This is a genomic window from Shewanella marinintestina, assembly GCF_023283845.1.
Lineage (GTDB): Bacteria > Pseudomonadota > Gammaproteobacteria > Enterobacterales > Shewanellaceae > Shewanella > Shewanella marinintestina.
The window spans coordinates 82,414-100,660 of the sequence record NZ_JAKILC010000006.1 but is presented as its reverse complement, the minus strand read 5'-3'; the positions used below and the strand labels follow the sequence as shown (position 1 = coordinate 100,660).

The 18,247-nt window shown below is 44.1% G+C and carries 14 protein-coding genes; 5 read left to right on the top strand and 9 right to left on the bottom strand.

Annotation, left to right across the window (positions count from 1 at the left end; all coding sequences use genetic code 11):
- Window positions 1-45 precede the first annotated feature (45 nt).
- The 3 genes from L2747_RS08425 (at window position 46) to L2747_RS08415 (ending at window position 3,915) form a co-directional block, all read left to right on the top strand.
- Entirely contained in the window at window positions 46-1,155 is a 1,110-nt protein-coding gene (locus L2747_RS08425; protein ID WP_248998625.1) for a CobW family GTP-binding protein, read from the top strand.
- Window positions 1,156-1,241: 86 nt separating this feature from the next.
- The gene (locus L2747_RS08420) at window positions 1,242-2,615 is read left to right on the top strand and encodes an MATE family efflux transporter (RefSeq protein ID WP_248998624.1); all 1,374 of its coding nucleotides are present in this window, start codon (window positions 1,242-1,244) and stop codon (window positions 2,613-2,615) included.
- A 169-nt stretch (window positions 2,616-2,784) separates the two neighbouring features.
- Complete coding sequence (locus L2747_RS08415) at window positions 2,785-3,915, top strand: TonB family protein (RefSeq protein WP_248998623.1); 1,131 nt, start codon at window positions 2,785-2,787, stop codon at window positions 3,913-3,915.
- Window positions 3,916-4,005: 90 nt separating this feature from the next.
- Here the strand turns inward: L2747_RS08415 and L2747_RS08410 are convergent, their stop codons facing one another.
- From L2747_RS08410 to nadK, 6 genes are all read right to left on the bottom strand, one after another.
- Window positions 4,006-4,575: a LutC/YkgG family protein gene (locus L2747_RS08410; protein WP_248998622.1), complete on the bottom strand. Its 570-nt coding sequence runs from the start codon at window positions 4,573-4,575 to the stop codon at window positions 4,006-4,008.
- 4 nt (window positions 4,576-4,579) lie between these two features.
- Complete coding sequence (locus L2747_RS08405; protein WP_248998621.1) at window positions 4,580-5,953, bottom strand: lactate utilization protein B; 1,374 nt, start codon at window positions 5,951-5,953, stop codon at window positions 4,580-4,582.
- An 8-nt stretch (window positions 5,954-5,961) separates the two neighbouring features.
- Window positions 5,962-6,705 (bottom strand): (Fe-S)-binding protein, encoded by a 744-nt coding sequence (locus L2747_RS08400; RefSeq protein ID WP_248998620.1) that lies wholly within the window; start codon window positions 6,703-6,705, stop codon window positions 5,962-5,964.
- A gap of 394 nt (window positions 6,706-7,099) precedes the next feature.
- The gene (locus tag L2747_RS08395; RefSeq protein WP_248998619.1) at window positions 7,100-9,919 is read right to left on the bottom strand and encodes an FAD-binding and (Fe-S)-binding domain-containing protein; all 2,820 of its coding nucleotides are present in this window, start codon (window positions 9,917-9,919) and stop codon (window positions 7,100-7,102) included.
- A 100-nt stretch (window positions 9,920-10,019) separates the two neighbouring features.
- Window positions 10,020-11,663 (bottom strand): L-lactate permease, encoded by a 1,644-nt coding sequence (locus L2747_RS08390; protein ID WP_248998618.1) that lies wholly within the window; start codon window positions 11,661-11,663, stop codon window positions 10,020-10,022.
- Between the two features lie 685 nt (window positions 11,664-12,348).
- A complete protein-coding gene (gene nadK / locus L2747_RS08385; RefSeq protein WP_248998617.1) occupies window positions 12,349-13,227 on the bottom strand; it encodes an NAD(+) kinase in 879 nt (292 codons plus the stop codon).
- 100 nt (window positions 13,228-13,327) lie between these two features.
- Here nadK and grpE point away from each other — a divergent pair, with 100 nt between their 5' ends.
- Window positions 13,328-13,930, top strand: a complete 603-nt coding sequence (gene grpE, locus L2747_RS08380; protein ID WP_248998616.1) for a nucleotide exchange factor GrpE — start codon at window positions 13,328-13,330, stop codon at window positions 13,928-13,930.
- Between the two features lie 100 nt (window positions 13,931-14,030).
- On the opposite strand, the gene dxs is transcribed toward grpE, so the two are convergent.
- The 3 genes from dxs to xseB are packed head-to-tail and all read right to left on the bottom strand — an operon-like array spanning window position 14,031 to window position 17,039.
- Entirely contained in the window at window positions 14,031-15,896 is a 1,866-nt protein-coding gene (gene dxs, locus L2747_RS08375) for a 1-deoxy-D-xylulose-5-phosphate synthase (protein ID WP_248998615.1), read from the bottom strand.
- A 21-nt stretch (window positions 15,897-15,917) separates the two neighbouring features.
- A complete protein-coding gene (gene ispA, locus L2747_RS08370; RefSeq protein ID WP_248998614.1) occupies window positions 15,918-16,799 on the bottom strand; it encodes a (2E,6E)-farnesyl diphosphate synthase in 882 nt (293 codons plus the stop codon).
- Complete coding sequence (xseB, locus tag L2747_RS08365; protein ID WP_248998613.1) at window positions 16,800-17,039, bottom strand: exodeoxyribonuclease VII small subunit; 240 nt, start codon at window positions 17,037-17,039, stop codon at window positions 16,800-16,802. It abuts the gene before it with no gap.
- A gap of 439 nt (window positions 17,040-17,478) precedes the next feature.
- Here xseB and pomA point away from each other — a divergent pair, with 439 nt between their 5' ends.
- Window positions 17,479-18,246: a flagellar motor protein PomA gene (gene pomA / locus L2747_RS08360; RefSeq protein ID WP_248998612.1), complete on the top strand. Its 768-nt coding sequence runs from the start codon at window positions 17,479-17,481 to the stop codon at window positions 18,244-18,246.
- The last annotated feature ends 1 nt before the right edge of the window (window position 18,247 follow it).

Below are 18,247 nucleotides of genomic sequence, written 5' to 3'. Positions count from 1 at the left end.
AACGATTAGACTCTGTGCCAATTTGAAAATAGCTGAGTCAAAGCCATGATCCACAAAATTATTCCAACGAATGTGATTACCGGTTTTTTAGGTGTCGGTAAAACGTCTTTAATTAAAAGCCTGTTACGCCATAAGCCTGAAGGTGAGGTATGGGCGGTGTTGGTTAATGAGTTTGGTGAAGTAGGCATTGATGCAGGACTGATAGATAGCACCGAGGCTAAGGTTCAAATTAAAGAAGTGGCTGGTGGGTGTATGTGCTGCGCAGCCGGCGTTCCTATGCAGGTGGCAATAAACCAGCTTATTGCTAAAGCGAAGCCAGATAGATTACTGATTGAACCAACAGGTTTAGGGCATCCTAAAGAGGTACTAAAGGTACTCACTCAGCCACATTATCAGCAAGTGTTGGCGATGAAAGCCTGTATCACTTTAGTGGATGCCAGAAAGTTGTCTGACACTCGTTATACAGAGCATGAGATTTTTAATCAGCAATTACAGGTGGCTGATGCTGTAATTGCCAGCAAATCTGATCGTTATGCAGCATCATCACTCGGTCAACTAACTGACTATTTGGCGCGAGTACGACAGGCAAATAATATCGATGATCAGCTTGCTAATCATCAGTTAGAGAATCATCAGCTAGAAATCGTGCCGTGGAGTTTACAACAGGCAGATGAAAGTATTGCTCAGGTGATGGCGCTATTGTCACAGCCTCATCAAACAACTCATACGACGAAAGCCGTTATTGGCTCGGTTATCCAGCCTGCGAGCACACCAAGGTTAGTGGATATTAATTATAGCCCACTATTTTCAGCGGCTGAACCTGAGCAAATAGTGCAATTTGATCCTCGTGGGATCCTATGTAAGCTTAATCAAGGTGATGGTTTTTATAGCTATGGTTGGGTGTTTGATCCAAGTTATGAATTCGACTTTGACCAGATCCTATCTTTTATTAAAAGCTTACAGGTTGCACGAGTTAAAGCGGTAATGATCACCGAAGAGGGCATTGCCGGTTTTAATGGTGTCGATGGTGAGCTATCGGTTGTTGAACTTGATGATGCAATGGACTCTCGCATTGAGTTGTTGTCTATGTCAGAAGTAAACCCTCAAGACATCGAGGCGGCATTATTACAAGCTGCAACTCGATTAGGTGCATAATTGCATTGTGGTTGTAATACTGACAGCGGCACTTAAAAATAAAAATTTAGCGACCTGATAAATAAAATAATAATTAGAGCATTATCATGACAGAACACACAGTCGCCGTTGGTAATATCGAGCCTGTAAATAAAGAATCACCTATGGTGACAGAGCCTATCGCTAAACTGTTTTGGCGCTATAGCATTCCTACTATTTTATCTATGTTAGTGACCGGAATTTACGTCACCATTGATGGTATGTTTATTGGCCACTATCTAGGCGAGGTGGGGCTGGCTGGTATGATTTTGGCTTACCCAATTGCGGCCATTCTCTATGCTATCGGTGCGACTTTAGGTATGGGCGGAGCGGCGTTAGTCTCCATTCATCAAGGTCAAGGTGAGCCACATATTGCACGGCGGATCTTGGGCAACACCTTTAGTTTATGCCTTATATCTGGGCTTATCACCACTGTATTAGGCTGTTACTTTTCAAGAGACATTTTGGTTTTGCTTGGCGCAGAAGGCGAGGTGCTAAATAGCGCTGATGACTATCTGTTTTGGTATTTCGCTTTAGGTATATTCCCCATCGTGTCGATGGCGTTTAGCGCACTTTTACGTAATGACGGTCGCCCGGGATTCGTCACCTGTGTATTAATTTTAGGTGGCGTACTAAACACCATCCTTGATTGGCTATTCATTGTGGTATTCCCCTATGGACTAATGGGGGCCGCCATTGCCACCATGGTTTCTCAAGCTTTTACCGGCGCCTTGTGTTTGCAGCACTTTTTTTCCAGCAGAACTGAGTTAGGAATTAACCTTGAGCAGATGAAGCTGAAGTGGGATCACTGCATCAATATTATCCGTGTTGGCACCCCAAGCTTTTTAATGAACATGTATCTGACCGTGGTACTGACATTACACAATGTGGCGTTTCTTACGGTGGGCACACCTTTGCACGTGGCAGCTTATGGCGTGGTTAGTTATACCGAAGCTTTCTTCTACCTGCTATTTGAAGGTATCGCCTTTGGCGTACAGCCTATTTTGAGTTTTAATGCTGGGGCAAAACGCTTTGATAGAGTGAAGCAGGCATTAAAAATGGCTTTCACTGTTACGCTAATATGTGCGGCGCTAGGGCTTATCTTTATCTATTCAGTGCCGCAATTGTTTGTGTATATTTTTGCTGGCGATAACACCTTACTCACGCCAATCGCCACCGAGGGCATGCGCTGGTATTTCTGGGGCTTACCGATGGAAGGTTTATTACTTGTGGGGGCATCATTTTTCCAAGCAATTAATTACTCAAAAGAAGCCTCTATTTTAACGGGTGCAAAACTGATTTTATTCGCTGCCATTTTATATGTGTTTGCCTGGGCTTTTGGGGTGCCGGGTGTGTGGATTTCATTAGCGACTTGCAGCACGATTTTGGTGATTTGGATGGCGTGGATAATGAAGCGAACTAATAGCAAGTTTATGGCTTAGTTAGAAAATGATAAATGCCGTTAATTAACAATCGCCGCTTTGTGGCTGTAATAACCGCGGTTGATTTTCATTGTCCCTCATGCGAAAGTTGCATTAGTGAAATTTAAGCAATTGACAGAAGAACAAACATAACCAATAGCAGTAGTGCTTGATGAAATAAGGACTTTTCATGTTTAAGACTTCAATAAAATCTAATCTATTTAAAGCTGCTATATTAACGAGTGCGCTTACAGTAACTGCAGCCGCTTATGCCTCTGAATTTGGCGATGTATATTCAGCGTATCAAACCGCGGTAACAGAAAAAAATAAAGCCGACACAGAGCGTTATGCATTGCAATCTTATGAGCTAGGTAAGGTTAAGTTTGGCGCTGACAGTATAAATACCGGTAATTTAGCGTTAAATGCTGGCAATGCGTTAATTGCTAATATGTCTAAGCAAACCTTTGAAAAAGAGGTAAAACAGAAGGCGAAAGTGCTACAACCACAAGCATTTGAGCTTTATGAAGAGACATTAAAAATTTACCGTGAGCGTTATGGTGACGATGGCATCGAGCTTATCGATCCACTTTTGGGATTAAGTGACGCCAGCAGTAAAAAATATGCTCGTGAATATCTAGATGATGCACTTGATATCGCCGAAGACTCAGATAATGCAATGGTCATAGCAGATACTAAGATGGCTTATTTTGAGCGATTAGTAAATTCACGTTATTACACCCGTAAGGTGCGCAATTATGCGTTTGATGCGCATGAGGCCTACAGTGAATTGCTTCCAGAAGATGCGATGAAGCGAGTACTCAACAGCTTTAGAGTAGCAAATATACGTTTTGCCGAAAAAGATTATGATGAATCCGAAGCGCTATTTTTAGCTGTTATTACGCAATTTCAAAAGCTTGATTATAATCACCCATACGAGTTGGCCGCTCATGCCAAGTTAGTACAGATTTATGAGCTTGATGGCGAAAGTGAAAAGTCGACTCAGCATTGTATTGCGATTGGTAGTATGAAGCCTTGGAAAGAGGATATTGAGCCAACGCCACTGTTTCGCAAAAATCCCGATTATCCGATATCTTACGCTCGCATGGGTAAGAGTGGCTCCGCTCAGCTGAGTTTTACCATAGATGAAATGGGTTTTGTAAAAGATCCAGTTGTTATTGATACGATTGGCGGTGAAAAGTTTGCAACTGAGTCACTACTGGCATTAAAGCAATGGCGTTATGCGCCTAAGTTTGTTGATGGTAAAGCGGTTGAGGCCAAAGAGGTGAGGGTTCAGTTAGAGTATTATATCGAGAAAAGGTAAAGTACTGATCAGTTTGTGTCGTGTTCACAGCTGATGAAAAAGCCCTAATTGAGATTAGGGCTTTTTTGATTTTGCTCAATGGTGGTTAGGCTACACCAAGTAAACGTTAAGACTACAGGCGCCGTGGGCGCCAACAACCAAGGCTTGCTCAATGTCAGCTGTTTTAGATGGTCCTGCGATAAAAGTACCGAACTCACCTGAATCCAACGTTATACGGCTCGCAGCTTGATGCATATTAGCCACAATGGTGTTCGCCTCTAGTACGAGAAACAGGTTTTCACAGATAAACGGCGTAACACGATGGCCTAGGTTTTTATTATTGACCCAGATAGCGCCATTTTCCGCCACACCTAAATCACCAGGGATCACCGCGTAATCAATATCTCTCAGTTGATGGGCTGTATCGGTGACTTCACGATTACCTATAATACCGTCAACCATAGAGATAATTTGCATGCCCTGTGCAATATGTTCATCAACTTGAGTTTGCAGCTTAGCTAAACCACCCTCGCGGTGCAAAGTGCCAGCAACTGTGTTGAGGCTCGTTTCAAATTGCCCCACTAAATCATCGATACGGGGTGCGATGTCGATAACAGGCATAGCTTGAGGGGCAATCGCTGCGCTTTTTAGCGCGTTAAGAATGTCGAGTTTGCTAGACATGTTTTTAGCCTCTGTTTTTCTTAAACCAAGCTTCAAAGCTTGAGTTAGGTGCTACTGGTAACTCGCGGTATTTTCCCCAAGCGCCTGAAAATGGCTTGAGTAAGCTACCCGGTAGAATTTTAAGCGCTGTACGCGCCACACTCATTGAGCAGTTAAGCGCGGTTTCGCTGGCCATTAACTTACCTACTAATGGCATGTAACTGGCTTTGCCATAAGGCAGTTTGCCGGCTTCGGCTTTGAGGCGTCGATGATGATGGATAATCTTATCTAGTGGTACTTTAGTTGGGCACACATAAGAGCAGCTACCACATAAAGTACAAGCCCACGGGATTGAATTGGTATCATCATTTTTAGCGCCTACTGCAATACCGATAGGACCTGGAATGGTGTAGTTGTAGCTGTAACCACCTGAACGGCGATAAACAGGGCAAGTATTTAGGCAACCACCACAGCGAATACATTTTAATGATTCCGCTAAAATTTTGTCTTTGAGCATATCTGTACGGCCGTTATCGACAATAATCACATGCATCTCGCCGCCATCTTGTGGGCCACGATAAAACGAGCTGTAAGTGGTAATAGGCTGGCCGGTTGCGTTTCTGGCAAGCGTACGCAATAGAACCGCCGCGCTATCAATATTCGGCACTATCTTGTCTATGCCCATCGAATGCAATTGCAACTTAGGTAAGTTAGCGCCCATATCGGCATTACCTTCGTTGGTACACACCACAACAGCACCTTTATCGGCAATCGCCATATTCACCCCTGTCATAGCCGCATCGGCCGACAAGAATTGCTCACGCAGATGTGCACGGGCGGCGCGAGTTAGATAAAGTGGGTCAGAAGCGCCAGCATCAGTACCCAGTTTGTCATGGAATAGATCGCCTACTTCCTCTTTTTTTAGATGAATCGCCGGTACCACAATATGTGATGGTGGCTGGCCAGCTAGCTGAATAATACGCTCACCTAAATCGGTATCAATCACCTCAATGCCGCGCTCCTCTAAATAAGGATTCATGTGACATTCTTCGGTAAGCATCGACTTAGATTTTACTAGTTTTTTTACTTCATGCTTGGCCAAAATGTTGTGCACAATACGGTTATGCTCTGCGCCATCTTTGGCCCAGTGCACTTGAATATTATTATTTAGACAGTTTTGCTCAAACTCTTCTAAATATTGTGATAAATGGGTCAATGTATGCAGTTTCATCTCTGAGCCGATTTGGCGTAGTTGTTCCCATTCCGGCAAACTCCCTGCTGCGCGGTCACGTTTTTCACGTAGCATCCAAAGTGCTTTTGAATGCCAATCTACCCGAGATTCATCTTTACAAAAAATCTCCGCTTTATGAGCATGAACTGCTGATGTTGAAGTCGACATAAGTCCTCCTAAAGCGCGGCGTTAATGACTTGAGCAATATGGCGAGTCTCTATCGGCAGCTTTTGCCTTCTCACCATGCCATCGATATGCAGTAAACAAGATGGATCAAAGCCAACAGCATAAGCTGCGCCCGTTTCAGCATGGGCTTGTGCTTTATCTTTGCCCATTTTGGCAGATACAGCACCTTCATCGAGGGCAAAAGTACCACCAAAACCACAGCATTCATCGCGGCGGTCTGGATAGACAATTTCAATTTCAGGAATGGCAGCCAGTACGGCTTCGAATTTGTTCATTCGCGGACCCATTTGCTCGCTAGGGGTCGCTAAGTCCAGCATACGAATGCCATGGCAGCTCATTTGTAGGCTGATCTTGTGTGGGAAGGGTTTGCTAAATGCTGGAATAGGAGAAACATCGTGCAGAAATTCGGTAAGCTCATACAGCTTATCAATCACAGCTTGTGCTTCAGGGCTAGTATCAAACTCGTGAAAGTTTTCTTTTGCCGCCACAAGACATGAAGCGGCAGGACACACGATGGCATCACACTCAACGCCTTTAAAAGCATTAAGCAATTTCAAGGTGGTTTTTTTGGCTTCGTTATAGCAACCAGAGTTAGTCATTGGCTGGCCGCAGCAGGTTTGCCCTTGAGGCAATATGACTTGATGACCGAGTTTTTCTAATAATTCTAAGGTGGCGATCCCCACTTCTGGAACCATCTGATTCACTAGACATGGAATGAAAAGGGCTATCTTCATTGTAGTTTCTCTTCTATTTTTTCAGACATTGTTAGCGACTTTTAACCGTAGGAAATAACCGTAAAAAGTAACCGCAAAAAAGCCTGCTCTAGAAGCCGACTTCATCTCAAACGGATATTCGCCTTTATTTACTCACTTAATAAATATAGGCCGATACCCCTATAAAAAGTAGTGCTAATTTAGTAAATAAACCTAGCGACTTTTGCAAAAATGAAAACAATATATCTAATTGTATTTCAAGGTTAATTTGGCTGTTTGTGGCTTTATTGAGTAAAGAGGTATCTAAAAATGGTTAGTTGGGTCAGCGTGAGGTGAAGGTTTATGCGAGGTAAGGAATGTTAGGGGCAAGAGCTGCCCCTAACTGGGTGTTGATACAGTTATTTTAACGTAATTATCAGCGGGTACATTCTTCTAAAAGGTACGCCAGATGACGATAAGAGATACCACTGTGTTGAGTTAAGCCCACTTCACACATACGGTTAGCGTAGTAGCCTTCACTGACATCAACTGGGATAAGCTTCTTAATATTACGCAGGGCGCTGGCGTTGATTTCAGGTTTATAAAGGCCTTTTTCACCGGCGTAACCACAGCAATCTATACCTGCAGGGCGAACAGTTTGCTGACTACAAGCCGCAATAATGGCTTCCATTTTAGGTTCAAGCTTCATCTTACGTGCGCTACAACCTAAGTGCAGGGCTACTGCAGACTTCTTACGACTAATAGTCAGCCTATCAAGCAGTTTGTCATGGATGAAATCAACCATATCGACAATTTCTACTTTTTCTGTCAGCGATTTGTCACCGGCTAATGTACGGTAGGTACATGATAGGGCGTCGATAATTACTGGTAACTTACCACCTTGAGTCATAGCTGCTACGGCTTCGATTAGCTCTATGCGTTTAGCGTCGGCATTTTTAAAATCACCTTTTGATTCCCACATTTGACCGCAACATAAGTCGCGAGTCTTCTCTGGGGTGATCACGTTATAACCTGAGCGTTCAAGCAGGGTGACAATGACTTCTGGTAAGCTGCGATTATCAGGATCTTTTGGTGTCGGACCAAAAGTACGACCACCACAGGCCGGGAAGTAAACCACGGTTTCTTGACCAGGTATAGGTGCGCTAAGCTTAGGCAGTTTACCGCCCTTTGGAAAATCAGGGTTCCAATAAGGTACTTCTTTACTTACCACGCGACCGGCTTTCATTATTGCGCCAGTTATCGCGCTACCGGTAATTTTGTGCACCGTACCAAGGGCATTGAAGCCAGTGCTAATTACTTGGTTAACCGCGCCAAAGTGTTTGGCTTGAAAGTCGAGTACTTTTTGCTCTGTAGTACTGATATATGGCGTTCTCAGTTTGCGTACAAGGTTACCCATGCTGTTATCGACAGGGCAGGCGATAGTACAGAGCTGACAGGCAGCGCAGGTATCAACAACGTCATATTTTGCCGCCGCGCGCATTTCGCTAGCGGCTTGCTTGTCACCGGATTGTTCTAGACGCTCAATTTCACGCAAGGTTGCAATACGCTGACGCGGCGACATATTCAGTGCAGAGGTAGGGCAGGTTTTCTCACAAAATCCGCATTCAATACACTTGTCGACTAAGTCATCGACCACAGGGCAAGGTTTGATATTCTTAACGTGAATCTGGCTGTCGTCGTTAAGAATAACACCTGGGTTTAATAATCCTTCAGGATCAAAAATCTGCTTAATACGCTTCATCAAGGTATAAGCGTCGCTGCCCCATTCCATTTCAACAAAAGGCGCCACCGCCCGGCCTGTACCGTGCTCGGCTTTCATTGAACCGTCGTATTTATTGATCACCATCTCGGCAACGTCTTGCATAAAGGCATGGAAGCGCTCAATGTCGGCCTGAGAGTTAAACGTTGGGGTAATGATGAAGTGGAAGTTACCCGCAAGAGCATGACCATAAATAACCCCCTCAGGGTAATTATGCTTATGGAATAACTCAGTTAAATCATTTGCTGCTGCGGCTAAGTGTTCTAGTTCAAAAGCAACATCTTCAATAATAACTGAGGTGCCTTTAGGGCGCTCACCACCGATAATGGGGAATAGACCTGAGCGCATTGCCCAGTATTGGCCAAATACAGCAGGGTCATCACTGAAGGTAATAGGGCGCTCAGTTTCGATATGAGCAAGCTTCGCGATAACGTCTTGGGTATAACTGTCTAACGTTGATTTGTCGTTAGCGCGTGACTCAATCAACAAGATTGCAGCGCCTTCAGGCAGTTGGGCCAACCATTCTGGCATGCCCGCTTTACCGGTTACTGCTTTGATTGATGCCCAGTCTAGTAGCTCGGCTGCTGCTACGCTATCGCCCACTATGGGTGGCACGGCGCGCGCGGCATCTTCCATATTAAAAAATACCGCCATGGCTGATGCTTTAAAGCGTGCTTCATCAACAGTGTTGTAAGTGACCTCTTCTACAAAGGCGAGTGTGCCTTCAGCGCCGACAATTAGGTGATTAATTAACTCAAAAGGATCGCTAAAGTCCACTAAGGCGTTAAGGCTATAACCTGTTGTGTTTTTAATGGAGAATTTTTTGCGAATTCGTGCAGCAAGCGTGCTGTTGTTAATCGTTAACTGTGCCAGCTCGGTTAGTTCTTGTAAAAGCTGAGGGTGCGATTGACTAAATGCCGCTTTTGACGCTTCACAACCCGTATCTAGCTCCGTGCCATCGGCAAACAGCAATTTGGCTGAAGCGATAGTTTGGTAACTGTTTTGCGCGGTACCACAGCACATACCAGAGGCGTTATTTGACACAATGCCGCCGATTTTTGCTGAAGCCAGAGTTGCTGGATCTGGACCAATTTTCTTATTTAATGGCTTTAATACGGCGTTGGCATCGGCGCCAATAACGGCAGTACCTAAAGTAATTTGTGATGCATCTTCGCTAACCGTCAATGTTCTAAAGCCATCATGGCCAAGAATTAGCAAAATACCTTCGCCAATTGCTTGGCCTGATAAACTGGTACCGGCAGCACGAAAGGTCACAGGTGCTCCGTAAGTACGGGCAATGGCAAGGGTGCGTTTGGCTTGCTCTAAGGTATCGGCATGCACCACGATTTCAGGCACGATGCGAAAGTAACTGGCATCAGTTGACCAGGCAAAGCGGCGTACAGGGTCGTTAGTTGCGGCTTGTTCACCAACTTGTTTACGTAAATCTCTTAATACAGCTTCATAATTAATCGACATTTTTTTATCTCACACACATCTTTTGAGTGAATAAAGCCGCAGTCTATGCGGCTTTTTCGATATTATTATTTTGTTTTTTTATTGTTCAGCAATGAGGAGGCTAGAAGCCACCCCAAATTGCAGCGATAGTACCGGCGACTAAAGCATAGCCTAGTGCCACTGGCATCGTCTTGCGGATAATTTCTGATTCACGTCCCGCCATGCCTACAACGGTTGCAGCTGCCACAACGTTCATCACGCACATCATGTTACCGGCGTTAGCGCCAATGCCTTGCATCGCCAAAATCAGCGCATGGTTAGCGCCAATATTGTCGGCAACACTGTATTGTAGGCCTGAGAACATCATATTTGAGAAAGTGGCAGAGCCGGATAAGAAGGCACCGAAGATACCGACAATCGGCGAAACCCAAGCCCACACTGCGCCCATACTATTTGCCAAGGTATCGGCAAGCGCCACTGGCATAGAAGCAAGACCCGAGGCATTTTCACCTGAGTTGAGGAAGATTTTGACCATAGGTACTGATGCACCTAGAGAGATAATCGTCGGCACCATAGATTTACACGAGACAGAGATTGATTCTTTTATCGCAGGTGACTTCATTCTAAAGAGGAAGAAACCTAAGATACACACTAGGACAAAGAAAGCCCCTGGCGCGTACAGTGTGGCAAATCCCGCCTTTAACTCAGTACCTAGTAATCCGGTCCAGCTGATATTAAAGCTCGATAACCAAGCTTTAAGCGGCGCTACTGTGCGTGATAACACGAGTAGTGCAGCCATAATTAAATAGGGTGACCACGCAGCAAGCTGAGAAAACTTAACTTCAGTGGCTAGATCTTCACGTTTTTGGCCATCATTTTCTGCAAAATCATTCCATTGCTCTTTTGGTAGTAAGTAACCTTTTTTAGCGACAGGGATCACCACAGCCATACCGACAAGTGCACCAATAACTGATGGGAATTCTGGGCCAGCAAAGTAGTTAATTAGCCAAGCAGGAACAGTAAAGGCAAGACCGGCAAATAGCGCAAACTTCCAAATTGCTAAACCTTCTTTAAATGACTTATTACGCCCAAAGAAGCCCGTCAGAATAGCAACCATAGTTAACGGGATAAGCGTGCCGGTCACTAAATCAATGGTTATCATATGCATGGCAATAAACTGCGCGAAATCCGCAAAACTACCACCATGTTGGGCGATTTGCTCGGCCGCCATATTGGCGCCACCTTGGGTTAAGCCTTGCTCCATACCAAATAGTACTGGTAGGCCAATTGCACCAAACGAAACCGAAGTTGAGTCAGCAATTAAGGCGACAACTGCTGCGCCAATAGGTGGGATCCCAAGCAATACCAGCAGTGGCGCACCAATTGCAGCGGGGGTACCAAAGCCTGCCGAACCTTCGATAAAGGAGCCAAATAGCCAACAGATGATGATTACCTGTACGCGGGCGTCGCCACTAATGTTGGTAAAGCCTGCGCGTATAGTATCCATTGCGCCAGAATATTTAAGGGTATTAAGTAAGAATACCGCGCCAAAAATAATGGTGAGCGGCGTTAATGCTGATAGCAAGCCCTCTACCACCGAAGCGGCTAAAAAAGTGGTATCCATTTTCCAGATAAATACAGCGGCAAGACCGGTAAAAACCATGGAGATTGGCATAGCCCTAGATGCGGGCATCCGCAATAGGACTAAAAACAGCATTACGCTGATAATTGGCGTTAAGCTTGCGAGTAGTTGAATAAAGGTCATGCGTGCCTCGTTTGATTTATATTTCTGTATCTAACTTCAATTTCTACTTCAAATAGCTAAATTTGAGTGGCTCACTTCTTTGGTTTTGTTATCAATCCACCTATTAACTTTTAGTTGTAATGGATTAAGGTGTGTACTAAACGTGATTTAGCATTTTACAAATATGATCTGGATCATACTCCCCCCTAATTGTGGTCGATAATGCCATTAGTGAGAGCGATCACAGTTTTACTTGTTGTGTAGGTGTGATCTTGATCACTCAAAATATTGGTGGTAGTGCTAGGGTTTGATGGTTTTTAGGTTGGAGATAGGAAAAATAGGTGTAGAAGGTATCAAAATGTATCTGATGGCGGTGAGAATAGCCTTTATTTGATCGTAAACTTTCTTAATCGATATTGACTAATGAGCTATTCCAGCTCTGCAAGTGTGATCTATATCTCTATTTTGGCTTTAGCTATTCGGTTTTAATTATCATTATTAACCTAAGTTAATGTTTATGTTGATTTAGTAGTTTAAAGGAAAACGATGCTGTTTTTAACGTCAAGTTTTGAACAAAGTAAAAACTGTAGTTTACTAACAGCTAATGTTAGAAAATGTACGGACTGATTAGATGAGAGCTACGAGAAAGTTTGCCGATAGCACAAAGTAGACTACCGGCGAGATATTATCTTTATACTGATTGCTATTAGAACAATTTACTACCCCAACCAAGCTTAGTTCGCAGTACGTGAAAATAGTTATGACCTTTTGGGTGCACCAGTCTTAAGGTTTCTTCACTACGTTTAATGATGATTTCATCACCGGGTAATACAGAAAGGTGTACATGGCCATCACAGCTCACTTCTAAGTTGTCGCCGTTATGAGGAGAAACCTTTAATTTGATAATACTCGCGGCATCAACAACAATTGGCCTGCATGAAAGTGTATGCGGAAACATAGGCACTAAGATCATTGCTGCAAGGTTAGGGGTTAAAATAGCACCGCCAGCAGAAAGCGAGTAGGCGGTTGACCCTGTCGGTGTTGAGATAATCATGCCGTCTGCGCGTTGGCTATACATGAATTTGTCATCAATATAGACTTCAAACTCAATCATATGCGCGATTTTACCCGGGTGAAGTACGGCCTCGTTTACTGCTGTATTGCTAGATTTCAGTTCGCCATGGCGATGCACTTCAGCTTCAAGTAAAAAGCGCTGCTCAATTTCAAATTCACCTTCGAGTACTTTTGATAATGCTTCTTCAAATGAATCCGGAGGTAAATCAGTTAAAAAGCCTAAGTTACCACGGTTAACCCCGATAACCCCGATATTGAACCTTGCAAGGACTCGCGCAGCACCAAGCATATTACCGTCACCACCAACAACGATGGCTAAGTCACACTGTTTTCCTATTTCTAATAGGTCTACCGACTGAGCAAGAGGTCCAAGCTCACCAGCGACGCGTTCTTCGACTAATACCTTATAGCCTTGCATGCTTAGCCAGTGGTGTAACCTTTTTAAGGTCTGAGTCGTCCCTTTATGGTTGGGCTTACCAATTAGACCAATTGTTTGAAACGTATTGCTCATAATTTATGTTAGATCCAGCTTTAGGCCTTGAAACCTTAAATTTGATCCCCATAATATGCCCAGAGCATGCAGAAACAAAGCATTTTTAGCTGGAGCAAAAATGAGCAACGAAACAAACAAAGCACAAGATAACCAAGTTGAAGAGATCGTCGAAGGCGAATTGCTTAACGAAAATGGCGTTGAAGCGACTGATGAAGGCGCTTTAATGGATGAGCTAACTCAAGCAAACTTCCGTGTTGAAGAGTTGGAAAAAGCTTTGCAAGAAGCTGAAGCTAAAGTGGAATCACAGAAAGATTCTGTGATCCGAGCTGCTGCTGAAGTTGATAATATTCGTCGTCGTTCGGCAATGGATGTAGAAAAAGCGCATAAGTTCGCTTTAGAAAAGTTCATCAACGAATTACTCCCTGTATTAGATAACATGGAGCGTGCATTACAAGGTACCGATGCAGAAGCTGAAGCGACTAAAGCAATCTACGAAGGTGTTGAACTAACCGCTAAAGGTTTCGTCAGCACTGTTGAGAAGTTTGGTTTAGTTCAAGTTGATCCACAGGGCGATGCATTTAATCCTGAACTTCATCAAGCGATTGGCATGCAGCCAAGCGCTGATTTCCCTGCAAACACTGTCATGATGGTAATGCAAAAGGGTTATACATTGAATGAGCGTCTACTGCGCCCTGCAATGGTAATGGTTTCTCAAGGCTAATTTTTAGCTTGAAACATAACTGTATTCATTTAGTGCTGAGTATAGACAATAAAAAAGGACTGCTTTCGCAGTCCTTTTTTTGTGGTATTTGATAGGTTATTTAAGCAATGAAGTCTTCAATCTGCTTTTGAATACCTGCTGCATCTAAACCAAGTTCACTGGTGATTTCATCTGGTGCACCGTGTTTGATGAACTCATCCGGTAAACCAATCTGTAACACAGGTTTAGGCATTTTTAGCTGTTGTAGTAGTTCTAGTACGCCAGAACCAGCTCCGCCCATAATGGCGTTCTCTTCAACAGTGACTAATACATCGTGGTTTGCTGCTAGATCTTTAACCAGTTCGACATCTAATGGTTTAACAAAACGCATATCGGCAACAGTGGCATCTAACGCTTCAGCAGCGGTTAAACTGCTTGCTAACAAGGTACCAAAGTTAAGGATGGCAATTTTGTTGCCTTGACGTTTGATTAAGCCTTTACCAATTGGCATTGCTGTCATGGTTTCAACTTGCTTAGCACCGGTAGCACTACCGCGAGGGTAACGCACAGCTGTAGGGCCGTCGTTATAGCAGTAACCGGTATATAGCATCTGACGACATTCGTTTTCATCAGATGGTGCCATTATCACCATATTTGGCACTGTACGCATAAAGCTTAAATCAAATGCACCTTGGTGAGTCGGGCCATCGGCACCGACAATACCACCACGGTCGATTGCAAACAGTACCGGTAATCTTTGTAGTGCGACGTCATGGATCAACTGATCATAACCGCGCTGCAAGAAAGTTGAATAGATCGCGACGACAGGTTTATAACCTTCACAAGCAAAGCCTGCACCTAAAGTCACCGCATGTTGCTCGGCAATTGCAGCGTCAAAGTATTGCTTAGGAAAACGCTGAGAGAACTCAACCATCCCTGAACCTTCGCGCATAGCAGGCGTAATAGCGAGGACTTTTTCATCTCTTTCGGCAACGTCGCATAACCACTTACCAAACACTTCCGAGAAGGTTGGATCAGATGGTTTAGCTGCAGGCTTTTCAAAGGTTGATGGATCAAACTTTGGTACCGCGTGCCAGCCGATTGGATCTTTCTCTGCAGGCTCATAACCACGACCTTTCTTGGTCATGATGTGCAGTACTTGTGGGCCACTTAAGTTGCGCATATTGCGCATGGTTTCAACAAGCGCATCTACGTCATGGCCGTCAATTGGGCCTATGTAGTTAAAGCCTAGCTCTTCAAATAAAGTGCCTGGAACCACCATACCTTTAAGGTGCTCTTCGGTGCGCTTAGCCATCTCTTTGATAACTGGCATACCTTTAAGCACTTTCTTGCTGCTTTCACGAATAGTGGTGTAGAAGCGGCCAGACATTAATTGTGCAAGGTGGTTATTGAGTGCGCCAACGTTTTCAGAGATAGACATCTCGTTATCGTTTAGCACTACTAGCATGTCATTGTGTAAGTCACCAGCATGGTTCATGGCTTCAAACACCATACCACCGGTCATTGCACCGTCACCAATAACGGCAACGACTTTACGACCTGCTTGTTCTTTTTCAGCCGCAACAGCCATTGCAAGTGCGGCACTGATAGAAGTGCCTGAGTGACCCACACTAAAAGTGTCGTATTCACTTTCTTCGCGCCATGGGAATGGGTGCACCCCGCCTTTTTGGCGAATGGTGTGCATCTTTTCACGGCGACCCGTTAGGATTTTGTGCGGATAAGCTTGGTGACCAACGTCCCAAACTAATCTGTCAAAAGGCGTGTTATACACGTAATGAAGTGCAACAGTCAGTTCCACCGTGCCTAGACCCGATGCGAAGTGACCGCTTGATTTACCCACAGACTTCAATAAGAAACCTCTAAGTTCGTCTGCCAATTGTGGCAACACGGCTTGAGGGAGCTGTCTTAGCTCATCTGGCGTATTAGCCTGTGCAAGCACAGGGAATTGAGAAATATCAAAACTCATACGAGATTCTTTGTCTCTTTATTAAACTCTTCGCTCAATGATGTAACGGGCGAATTCTGCAATTAACTGGCTATTGTATGGTAATTTAGCCAGCGCTGATAGTGCGTCCTCAATCAAACTTGCCGCAGTTTCTTGAGCGCCCTCTAAACCAAGCAACTTTGGATAGGTGCTTTTGTTTGAATCTGTATCTGAGCCTTGGGGCTTTCCTAGCTCTTCTGTGCTAGCGATAATATCGAGCACGTCATCTTGCACTTGGAAAGCTAGGCCAATGGCATCGGCAAAGTCGAGCAACGCTTTACGCTCTTCTTGATTAACCTTGGCGGCGATGATGGCAAACTCCACTGCACAACGAATAAGCGCACCTGTTTTTAGTTTGTGTAGCTGTATTAATGTGGCTAATTCAATTTGCTTATTGGTGGCGTTAAGATCCATCGCCTGACCACCACACATACCACTATACCCAGAGGCATTAGCTAAGGCTTTAACCATAGCCAAATTCTGTGATGGAGTAATGTTTTCTATCGGGTCACTGATAATTTCAAATGCCAATGCTTGTAAAGCATCACCAGCTAGAATTGCTGTTGCTTCATCAAATGCGATATGCACAGTCGGTTGACCACGGCGCAATGCGTCATCATCCATTGCAGGGAGGTCATCATGGATTAACGAGTAGGCATGAACGCACTCAATAGAGGCTGCACATGAGTCAAGGGTTGCCAGTTTGACACCTAACATATCGCCGATAGCATAGACCAAAAATGGTCGAATACGCTTGCCGCCGATTAAGGCACCATGTTTCATGGCTGCTTTTAGGGTTGGCTCGATATCGGCAAGCGCATCAATTCGCAACTCAAGTTGTTGATTGATACGTTGCTGGTAGCGTTTAAGTGACTCTTCTAACAATTACTCACCCTCGGTATCATAAGGTTTGAGAGTGTCTACACCCTCTTCTTGCATTAGTACGGCGACTTTTTGCTGTGCGTTTTCTAATTTATTTTGGCTGTTGCGCACAAGTTTAATGCCGCGCTCAAATTGCTTGAGTGCATCATCAAGTGACACATCACCATGCTCTAAGTCGGTTACGATTTTTTCTAGCTCGGAAAGTGAATCTTCAAATGAGAGGTTTTCTGGTTTTTTTGCCACAATATTCATTCCTAGAAATAAGCGGTACACAAAGTATATCAGCAGGGCACATGGGTCAAATTAAGCCGTTGACTATTTGCGCAAAAGCACGCTTTAAATATCAAACACACATTAATTGAGTTAGTAAAGCATACGTATGTCGGCAAATTATCGATCAGCTTGTTATCGATAGTTGCAAACACCGTCCTGCGAGCGAAATGCCATTTTAACGGAAACTGCACAAGATTTGCTGGAAAAATCACTCAAGAGATCGATTATTTGGTCGTTATATAAGTTGCAATAGTAAAAATATAGCGCTTGATGTGATGTTTGGTAACTTGTCACTTGCCGTATCACTTAAGGCGTAATATTGTCGCTACTAATTTATTCCCTGCATTATATGTAGCCGTTGATATTCGAGACTGGTAACAGTGTATCGGATTGTATTTGAGGAGCAGTTTTGGATTTAGCAACCCTAATCGGACTTATTGGCGCATTTGTCTTTATTATTATGGCAATGGTCAGTAGTGGTGGCATTGCCATCTTTATTAACGTCCCATCGATTCTCATCGTGTTAATCGGTTCTTTGTTTGTGGTAATGATGAAATATAACCTCAAGCAGTTTTTGGGCTCCGCTAAGATTGCTGCTAAAGCATTTATTTTTAAACTGGATCGCCCTGAAGATCTTATAGAGCAATCTATCTCTATGGCTGACGCTGCTCGAAAAGGTGGGTTCTTAGCCTTGGAAGAGGCAGAGATCAGCAATAGCTTTATGCAAAAAGCGGTTGATATGTTGGTGGATGGTCACGATGGTGATGTGGTGCGTGACGCGCTAGAAAAAGATATCGCATTAACTGAGGAGCGACATAAAACCGGTATTGGCATCTTTAAATCTATTGGTGATGTTGCACCTGCTATGGGCATGATCGGTACCCTCATTGGTCTGGTGGGCATGTTATCGAATATGGACGACCCTAAATCGATTGGTCCTGCAATGGCCGTTGCACTGTTAACCACCTTGTACGGTGCTGTTGTCGCTAACATGGTTGCACTGCCTATTGCTGATAAGTTATCGCTGCGAATGAATGAAGAGATGCTTAATCGTAACCTGATTATGGATGCGGTGCTTGCCATTCAAGACGGACAAAACCCAAGAGTTATTGAAGGGTTCCTTAAGAATTATCTATCTGAAAAATCAAGAACAATAGACACTTTGGGCGGGGCGTAAG

What these genes read in the sequence shown, in the direction of transcription:
- L2747_RS08420 (WP_248998624.1), top strand. Translation starts at nt 1,242, where the DNA reads ATGACAGAACACACAGTCGCCGTTGGTAATATCGAGCCTGTAAATAAA.
- L2747_RS08405 (WP_248998621.1), bottom strand. Translation starts at nt 5,953, where the DNA reads ATGTCGACTTCAACATCAGCAGTTCATGCTCATAAAGCGGAGATTTTT.
- L2747_RS08410 (WP_248998622.1), bottom strand. Translation starts at nt 4,575, where the DNA reads ATGTCTAGCAAACTCGACATTCTTAACGCGCTAAAAAGCGCAGCGATT.
- L2747_RS08395 (WP_248998619.1), bottom strand. Translation starts at nt 9,919, where the DNA reads ATGTCGATTAATTATGAAGCTGTATTAAGAGATTTACGTAAACAAGTT.
- grpE (WP_248998616.1), top strand. Translation starts at nt 13,328, where the DNA reads ATGAGCAACGAAACAAACAAAGCACAAGATAACCAAGTTGAAGAGATC.
- dxs (WP_248998615.1), bottom strand. Translation starts at nt 15,896, where the DNA reads ATGAGTTTTGATATTTCTCAATTCCCTGTGCTTGCACAGGCTAATACG.
- L2747_RS08425 (WP_248998625.1), top strand. Translation starts at nt 46, where the DNA reads ATGATCCACAAAATTATTCCAACGAATGTGATTACCGGTTTTTTAGGT.
- nadK (WP_248998617.1), bottom strand. Translation starts at nt 13,227, where the DNA reads ATGAGCAATACGTTTCAAACAATTGGTCTAATTGGTAAGCCCAACCAT.
- L2747_RS08400 (WP_248998620.1), bottom strand. Translation starts at nt 6,705, where the DNA reads ATGAAGATAGCCCTTTTCATTCCATGTCTAGTGAATCAGATGGTTCCA.
- L2747_RS08390 (WP_248998618.1), bottom strand. Translation starts at nt 11,663, where the DNA reads ATGACCTTTATTCAACTACTCGCAAGCTTAACGCCAATTATCAGCGTA.
- L2747_RS08415 (WP_248998623.1), top strand. Translation starts at nt 2,785, where the DNA reads ATGTTTAAGACTTCAATAAAATCTAATCTATTTAAAGCTGCTATATTA.